Raw genomic sequence first — 7,479 nt, 5'->3', positions numbered from 1 at the left:
AAACGCCCGGTTACATTCCGAACCCGGAAGCTAAGCCTTACAGCGCCGATGGTACTGCAGGGGGGACCCTGTGGGAGAGTAGGACGCCGCCGAACTCCTTTTACAGCTCTGGCTCTTGGGCACTCTGCCCGGGGGCCAGAGCTTTTTTGCGTTGAGGTAGGGTCAGGGAGCATCATTGGCTCGTTTTGCACAGGAGGCCCCCGGGTGGAGGTCCAGGAGACCCGGGTCCAGACGGACCGGGTCCTCACCATCCCGAACATCCTCAGCATGGCGCGGCTCCTTGGCGTGCCCGTCTTCCTGTGGCTGATTCTCTGGCCCGAGTTCGGCGGCCCCAAGGTCGACGGCTGGGCGCTCCTCGTGCTCGCCCTGAGCGGCGTCAGCGACTATCTGGACGGCAAGCTGGCGCGACGCTGGAACCAGATCAGCAGCCTCGGCCGGCTCCTCGATCCCGCCGCTGACCGGCTCTACATTCTGTCGACTCTGGTCGGTCTCACCTGGCGCGAGATCCTGCCTCTTTGGTTGACTGCTGTACTTCTCTTGCGGGAGCTGGTTCTGCTGGTGATGGTGGGCATCCTCCGCCGGCACGGGTATCCGCCGCCGCAGGTGAACTTCCTCGGGAAGGCGGCCACCTTCAACCTGATGTACGCCTTCCCCTTGCTGTTGCTCAGTGACGGAAGCGGATGGATCTCGTCACTCGCTGCTATTTTCGGATGGGCGTTCGCCGGATGGGGTACAACGCTGTATTGGTGGGCAGGGATCCTCTACGTGGTTCAGGTCCGCCGACTTGTCGCGGCGGACGCCATGGCCGATTGAGCCCGTCCGATTGGACGGCCGTAGTGGCTCGATGGCCCGCGTCGGAAAAGTGCGGGACAATCTGACGGGTGAAGTCGGCTAGACCGTCGTCTCTTCAAGGAGGACGCTTCCGACATGAAGGCCGTCGTGATGGCCGGAGGCGAAGGCACACGCCTTCGCCCCATGACCTCGAGCATGCCCAAGCCGCTCCTGCCCGTGGCGAACCGCCCGATCATGGAGCACGTACTTCGGCTGCTCAAAAGGCATGGGCTCAATGAGACCGTCGTTACCGTCCAGTTCTTGGCGTCACTCGTCAAGAACTACTTCGGCGACGGTGAGGAGCTCGGGATGGAGCTCACCTATGCCAATGAGGAGAAGCCACTCGGTACTGCCGGGAGCGTGAAGAACGCCGAGGAAGCCCTGAAGGACGATGCCTTCCTCGTCATCTCCGGTGATGCCCTGACGGACTTCGACCTCACCGAGCTCATCAATTTCCACAAGGAAAAGGGCGCGCTCGTCACCGTCTGTCTGACCCGGGTGCCGAACCCGCTGGAGTTCGGCATCACGATCGTCGACGAGGAAGGCAAGGTCGAGCGGTTCCTGGAGAAGCCCACCTGGGGACAGGTCTTCTCGGACACCGTGAACACCGGCATCTATGTGATGGAGCCCGAGGTCTTCGACTATGTCGAGGCCGATGTTCCCGTCGACTGGTCCGGAGATGTCTTCCCGCAGCTCATGAAGGAGGGCAAGCCGATCTACGGCTATGTCGCCGAGGGCTACTGGGAGGACGTCGGCACGCACGAGAGCTATGTGAAGGCGCAGGCCGACGTCCTGGAGGGCAAGGTCGACGTCGAGCTCGACGGATTCGAGCTCTCGCCCGGCGTCTGGATCGCCGAAGGCGCCGAAGTGCACCCCGACGCCGTGCTGCGTGGGCCGCTGTACGTCGGGGACTACGCCAAGGTCGAGGCCGGCGTCGAAATTCGTGAGCACACCGTGGTGGGTTCGAACGTGGTCGTGAAGAGCGGGGCCTTTCTGCACAAGGCCGTCGTCCACGACAACGTCTACATCGGGCAGCACAGCAATCTGCGTGGCTGTGTGGTCGGAAAGAACACCGACATCATGCGGGCCGCTCGGATCGAGGACGGCGCCGTGATCGGTGACGAGTGCCTCGTCGGCGAAGAATCGATCATCCAGGGGAATGTGCGCGTCTACCCCTTCAAGACGATCGAGGCCGGTGCTTTCGTCAATACCTCCGTGATCTGGGAGTCCCGCGGACAGGCGCATCTCTTCGGCGCCCGGGGTGTGTCGGGGATCCTGAACGTGGAGATCACTCCGGAGCTGGCCGTGCGGCTGGCCGGGGCGTATGCGACGACACTCAAGAAGGGGTCGACGGTCACCACCGCCCGTGACCACTCCCGAGGCGCACGGGCGCTCAAGCGGGCGGTCATCTCCGCGCTGCAGGCCAGCGCCATCGACGTACGGGACCTGGAGAACGTACCGCTGCCGGTGGCCCGGCAGCAGACCGCTCGCGGCAGTGCCGGCGGGATCATGATCCGGACCACACCCGGCGTGCCGGACTCTGTCGACATCATGTTCTTCGACAGTCAGGGAGCGGATCTGTCGCAGGCCAGTCAGCGGAAGCTGGACCGGGTGTTCGCACGGCAGGAGTACCGGCGTGCGTTCCCGGGCGAGATCGGCGATCTGCACTTCCCGGCCAGTGTCTTCGACTCCTACACCGGGTCCCTCCTGCGGAACGTCGACACGACGGGGATCGCCGAATCCGGGCTCAAGGTCGTCGTGGACGCGTCCAACGGCAGCGCCGGCCTTGTCCTGCCGAGCCTGCTCGGCAAGCTGGGCGTCGACTCGTTGACGATCAACCCCGGTCTCGACGAGTCGAGGCCGACGGAGACGGGCGACATGCGGCGGTCGGGTCTCGTACGGCTCGGCGAGATCGTGGCGTCGTCGCGAGCCGCCTTCGGTGTGCGGTTCGACCCCGTCGGTGAGCGGCTGTCGCTGGTCGACGAGAAGGGGCGGATCGTCGAGGACGACCGGGCCCTGCTGGTGATGCTCGACCTGGTGGCCGCGGAGCGGCGGAGCGGGCGCGTGGCGCTGCCGGTGACCACCACGAGGATCGCCGAGCAGGTCGCGGCGTATCACGGCACGCAGGTCGAGTGGACGACCACCTCGCCGGACGACCTGACGCGGGTCGGCGGCGACGAGACGACCATCTTCGGCGGAGACGGGCGCGGCGGGTTCATCGTGCCGGAGTTCAGCAGTGTCTTCGACGGGACGGCGGCCTTCGTACGACTCATCGGGCTGGTGGCGCGGACACAGCTCACGCTGAGCCAGATCGACGCGCGGATTCCCCGGGCGCACGTCCTGAAGAGGGACCTGGCGACTCCGTGGGCCGTCAAGGGGCTGGTGATGCGCCGGGTCGTGGAGGCCGCCGGCACTCGCTATGTCGACACGACCGACGGCGTGCGGGTCGTGGAGACCGACGGGCGGTGGGTGATGGTCCTGCCGGACCCGGCGGAGGCCGTCACACACCTGTGGGCCGAAGGACCCGATGACGCCTCCGCGCAGGCCCTGCTGGACGAGTGGTCGTCCGTGGTGGACAGCGCCGGCCGCTAATAGAGCCGCACACGCGCGTGCCGGACAAGTGCCCCCAACGGGGCCTGTCCGGCACGTGGGTGGGGCCATTCGGAGGTAGCGGGCGCGACGTGCGACGATGTGCGGCATGCCGCAGCAGCCCCCCGTTCGGAGCACACCCACGCGCCCGTCGCGTCCGGACGCCTCCATGTCGCTGCTCACCAACGTCATGGACCACAGCCTCGACGACGGGTACGCCGAGGCAGCCGCCCGGAAGAAGGCCGATGGCACCGGGGGCATGCCGAAAACCGTACGGGCGAAACTGGGCCTCGCCGTCGGGCTGGTGCTCGCCGCCCTGGTCGTGACCGTGGGCGCGGCGCAGGCGCGGATCAGCGCGCCGGTGGTCGCCAAGGAGCGCGAGGAGCTGATCGACCGCATCCAGCAGAAGACCGCGGCTGCGGACAAGCTCGAACACTCCGTCGACGATCTCCGTGACGACGTGAGCGCGCGCCAGCGCGAGGCGCTCAAGAACGGTGGCGGGAGCGAGCAGGGCGACCTCGTGGGCATCCTGTCGGGCGCCGTCGAGGTCCACGGCCCCGGGGTGAAGCTCATCGTCAACGACTCCAAGAACGCCAGCCAGGACGGTGCCGGCGACGCGCGCGAGACCTCGGGGTTCTCCGACACCGGGCGGGTGCGCGACCGGGACATGCAGCGGGTCGTCAACGGGCTGTGGGAGTCGGGCGCCGAGGCCATCTCGATCAACGGACAGCGGCTCACCGCGCTGTCGGCGATCCGGGCCGCGGGCGACGCCATACTGGTCGACAACAAGCCGCTGGTGCCGCCGTACACGGTCCTCGCGGTGGGGGACGGGCAGCGGCTGAGCACCAGGTTCCAGAACAGCCCCGACGGGCTGTATCTGCACGTCCTGCATGAGAACTACGGGATCCGGACCAGCATCTCCGTCGAGGGCGACGTCAAGGTGCCGGCCGCGCCGAGCGTGATCGTACGAACAGCAGAACCGAGCACTAAGAAAGGCACATCGTGATCGCCGTACTGGGCCTCGTCCTCGGAGTCGTGGCCGGACTGTTGGTCCGGCCCGAGGTACCCGCGGTGGTCGAGCCGTATCTCCCCATCGCCGTCGTCGCGGCCCTGGACGCCGTGTTCGGTGGTTTGCGCGCCATGCTGGACGGCATCTTCGACGACAAGGTCTTCGTGGTGTCGTTCCTGTCCAACGTGGTCGTCGCCGCGCTGATCGTGTTCCTGGGCGACAAGCTGGGTGTGGGTGCCCAGCTGTCCACCGGCGTGGTGGTCGTCCTCGGCATCCGCATCTTCTCCAACGCCGCGGCGATCCGCCGGCACGTGTTCCGGGCGTGAGGCCGATGAGAGAGAAGCACGAGACGCCGAGGCCGACGACGGTCTCGGGCGGGGGAGAGAGCGACGAGCCCACGACCCGGTTGCGCCGGGAGCTCCCGCAGGAGGTTCCCGCCACGGCCGCCGAGGGGCCCGGCAGGCCCGTGCCGGAGGAGAAGAACCGGCTGACCGGACGGCAGCGGCTGGCCCAGGGGCTGTGGCCACCGCGCTTCACGAGGGCCCAACTCATCGTCGCCGTCCTGCTGTTCGGCCTGGGCTTCGGTCTGGCCGTCCAGGTGGCCTCCAACAACGACGACAGCGCGCTGCGTGGCGCACGTCAGGAAGATCTCGTACGCATCCTCGATGAACTGGATGACCGTACTCAGCGTCTGGAGGAGGAGAAGCAGGGTCTCGAAGATCAGCGCACTGAGTTGGAGAACAGCTCGGACCAGGCCGAGGAGGCTCGCAAGCAGACGGTCGAGAAGGAACGGCAACTCGGCATTCTGGCGGGCACCGTGGCGGCGCAGGGACCCGGCATCACGCTGACGATCAACGACACGAAGGGGACGGTCGAGGCGGACATGTTGCTCGACGCGATCCAGGAGCTGCGGGCGGCCGGCGCGGAGGCGATCCAGGTCAACGGCGTACGCGTGGTGGCCAACACCTATCTCACCGATTCCGGCGAGGGAATCAGTGTCGACGGGAACAAGATCACCCAGCCCTTTCGTTTCAAGGTCATCGGCAACCCGCAGGACCTCGAGCCAGCGTTGAACATCCCCGGAGGCGTGGTGCAGACACTGGAGAAGGAGCAGGCCACCGTGACCGTGGAGCGGGCTGACAAGATCGTCGTGGACGCCTTGCGAGCGGCGAAGCGGCCTGACTACGCTCGGTCGTCCTCCCGGTGAACCGCAGGTGCATAGGGGTCGACAGGCGAGGGCATGAGGTTGCGGGGGGTCGGCGCACCGAATGGGTGGTGCGTGGTGGAAACTGTCTGGTGGAAACGGACGTTGTCAGGATGTCCGGGTCGGCCGGTGTGTTCAGTCAGGGTTCGTCCTGCCCCACGGGCGGGTCTGTTTCGGTCAAGGGGAATCGCCCGTGAAGTTGTTTGCGAAGTTGTTCGGCAAGAGCGCGCGAGAGGGCAGCGACAACGCGACCTCCCGCCATCGCGCGCAGCCGTCTCAGGCGGAGGGCCAGGGCGGTGAGCGCCCGCTGTTCCGGGACCAGGTCGCTGGTCCGGGCGGTGACATTTCCGGAGGTCAGGGCGCGCCGTCTGTTGACCCTGCCCAGTCGGGCCGCATAGGTTTCGGGGAACCCTCAACCTCAGGTACGGGTGGAGGGTTTGCCACCGACCCGTATGCGTCCAATGCCCCGGCGGGGCAGCCGCGGCAGGAGGATCCGTCGATGTCGGCCCTGGTGTGTACGAGGTGCGGTAACCGCAACGCGGAGAACAGCCGCTTCTGCTCGAACTGCGGCGCGCCGCTGCGTCCCGGCGCGGTCCCCGAGCGTCCGTCCGAGACGACCTCCACGATCTCGATCTCCGGTCTCGAGGCCTATGACTCCGAGACGACGGGGCAGACGCAGCTGCCGGCGTTGTCGCCGGAGGCCCAGGCCGCCGTCGACGCGCTGCCGCTCGGCTCGGCACTCCTCGTCGTGCGCCGTGGGCCGAACGCGGGCAGCCGCTTCCTCCTCGACAGCGACCTGACGACGGCGGGCCGTCACCCGCAGAGCGACATCTTCCTGGACGATGTCACCGTCTCCCGTCGGCACGTGGAGTTCCGCCGGGGCCAGGACGGCTCGTTCACGGTCGCCGACGTCGGCAGCCTGAACGGCACCTACGTCAACCGTGAGCGGATCGACCAGGTTGCCCTGCACAACGGTGACGAGGTGCAGATCGGCAAGTACCGGCTGGTCTTCTACGCGAGCCAGCGGGGTTACTGACCCGCCCCCGGACTCGTTCCGGGGGGAATCCCCAGGGAAGGTCCATGCTTCGAACAACGAGCGGTGGTGCCGACCACGGCACCGCCGCCGCGAACAGTGGCCTGATGAGCATCGGCACGGTGCTGAACCTGCTGCGCGAGGAGTTCCCCGAGGTCACGATCTCCAAGATCCGTTTCCTGGAGTCGGAGGGGCTCATCGAGCCGCAGCGGACCCCCTCGGGGTACCGCAAGTTCAGCGCCGAGGACGTCGAGCGCCTCGGACACGTCCTGAGGATGCAGCGGGACCACTATCTGCCGCTCAAGGTGATCCGTGAGCACCTGGAGGCCCTGGAACGGGGCGAGGACGTCCGGCTGCCGTCGGTGGGCCGCCAGCGCGACCTCGGCGACGGAGAGCGTCTGAGTGAGCTCTTCGGGGAGCCCGAGGAGCCCACCGTCGCCCGGATCGGGCGTGCCGAGCTGCTCGCCGGTGCCGGGATCGGCGAGGAGCAGCTGGCCGAGTGGGAGTCGTACGGGCTCGTGGCGCCGCTGCCGGACGGCTCTTACGACGCCGAGGCCCTCACGGTGGCCACGCTAGTGGTGGAACTGGGCCGGTTCGGCATCGAGCCGAGGCATCTGCGGGTGATGAGGGCCGCCGCCGATCGTGAGGCGGGCCTCGTGGAGCAGGTGGTCGCCCCGCTGCGCCGCCACCGCAATCCGCAGACCAGAGCGCATGCGGAGGACCGGACGAGAGAGCTGGCGGGGCTCACGGTGAAGCTGCACGCGGCGCTCGTGCGCAGCGCGCTGGGCATCAGGCTCCGCTGAAGCGGAAGTG

At 67.5% G+C, this 7,479-nt stretch carries 7 protein-coding genes and 1 rRNA gene; all 8 read left to right on the top strand.

All coding sequences use genetic code 11. The features are described from left to right. Nucleotides 1–95, top strand: a 5S ribosomal RNA gene (gene rrf / locus ACZ43N_RS20035); the annotation flags it as partial. Between the two features lie 109 nt (nucleotides 96–204). Further along, on the top strand, nucleotides 205–813 hold the full coding sequence (locus tag ACZ43N_RS20030; RefSeq protein ID WP_468099044.1) for a CDP-alcohol phosphatidyltransferase family protein: 609 nt from the start codon (nucleotides 205–207) through the stop codon (nucleotides 811–813). Nucleotides 814–927: 114 nt separating this feature from the next. Continuing rightward, nucleotides 928–3,423 (top strand): sugar phosphate nucleotidyltransferase, encoded by a 2,496-nt coding sequence (locus tag ACZ43N_RS20025; RefSeq protein WP_468099042.1) that lies wholly within the window; start codon nucleotides 928–930, stop codon nucleotides 3,421–3,423. 97 nt (nucleotides 3,424–3,520) lie between these two features. After that, nucleotides 3,521–4,426 (top strand): DUF881 domain-containing protein, encoded by a 906-nt coding sequence (locus ACZ43N_RS20020; protein WP_468099040.1) that lies wholly within the window; start codon nucleotides 3,521–3,523, stop codon nucleotides 4,424–4,426. Next, nucleotides 4,423–4,755 carry a small basic family protein gene (locus tag ACZ43N_RS20015; RefSeq protein WP_009343209.1) on the top strand — a complete coding sequence of 111 codons (333 nt, stop codon included), beginning with the start codon at nucleotides 4,423–4,425 and terminating at the stop codon, nucleotides 4,753–4,755. The genes ACZ43N_RS20020 and ACZ43N_RS20015 overlap by 4 nt, the downstream gene beginning before the upstream one ends. Before the next feature lie 5 nt (nucleotides 4,756–4,760). Further along, nucleotides 4,761–5,636: a DUF881 domain-containing protein gene (locus ACZ43N_RS20010; RefSeq protein ID WP_468099038.1), complete on the top strand. Its 876-nt coding sequence runs from the start codon at nucleotides 4,761–4,763 to the stop codon at nucleotides 5,634–5,636. A 61-nt stretch (nucleotides 5,637–5,697) separates the two neighbouring features. Continuing rightward, nucleotides 5,698–6,669 (top strand): FHA domain-containing protein, encoded by a 972-nt coding sequence (locus ACZ43N_RS20005; protein ID WP_468099036.1) that lies wholly within the window; start codon nucleotides 5,698–5,700, stop codon nucleotides 6,667–6,669. Between the two features lie 44 nt (nucleotides 6,670–6,713). Further along, entirely contained in the window at nucleotides 6,714–7,469 is a 756-nt protein-coding gene (gene ftsR, locus ACZ43N_RS20000; protein WP_468099035.1) for a transcriptional regulator FtsR, read from the top strand. The last annotated feature ends 10 nt before the right edge of the window (nucleotides 7,470–7,479 follow it).

The sequence above is a fragment of the Streptomyces sp. NPDC030814 genome (assembly GCF_055572155.1).
This window is presented reverse-complemented; position numbering and strand designations above follow the sequence as displayed.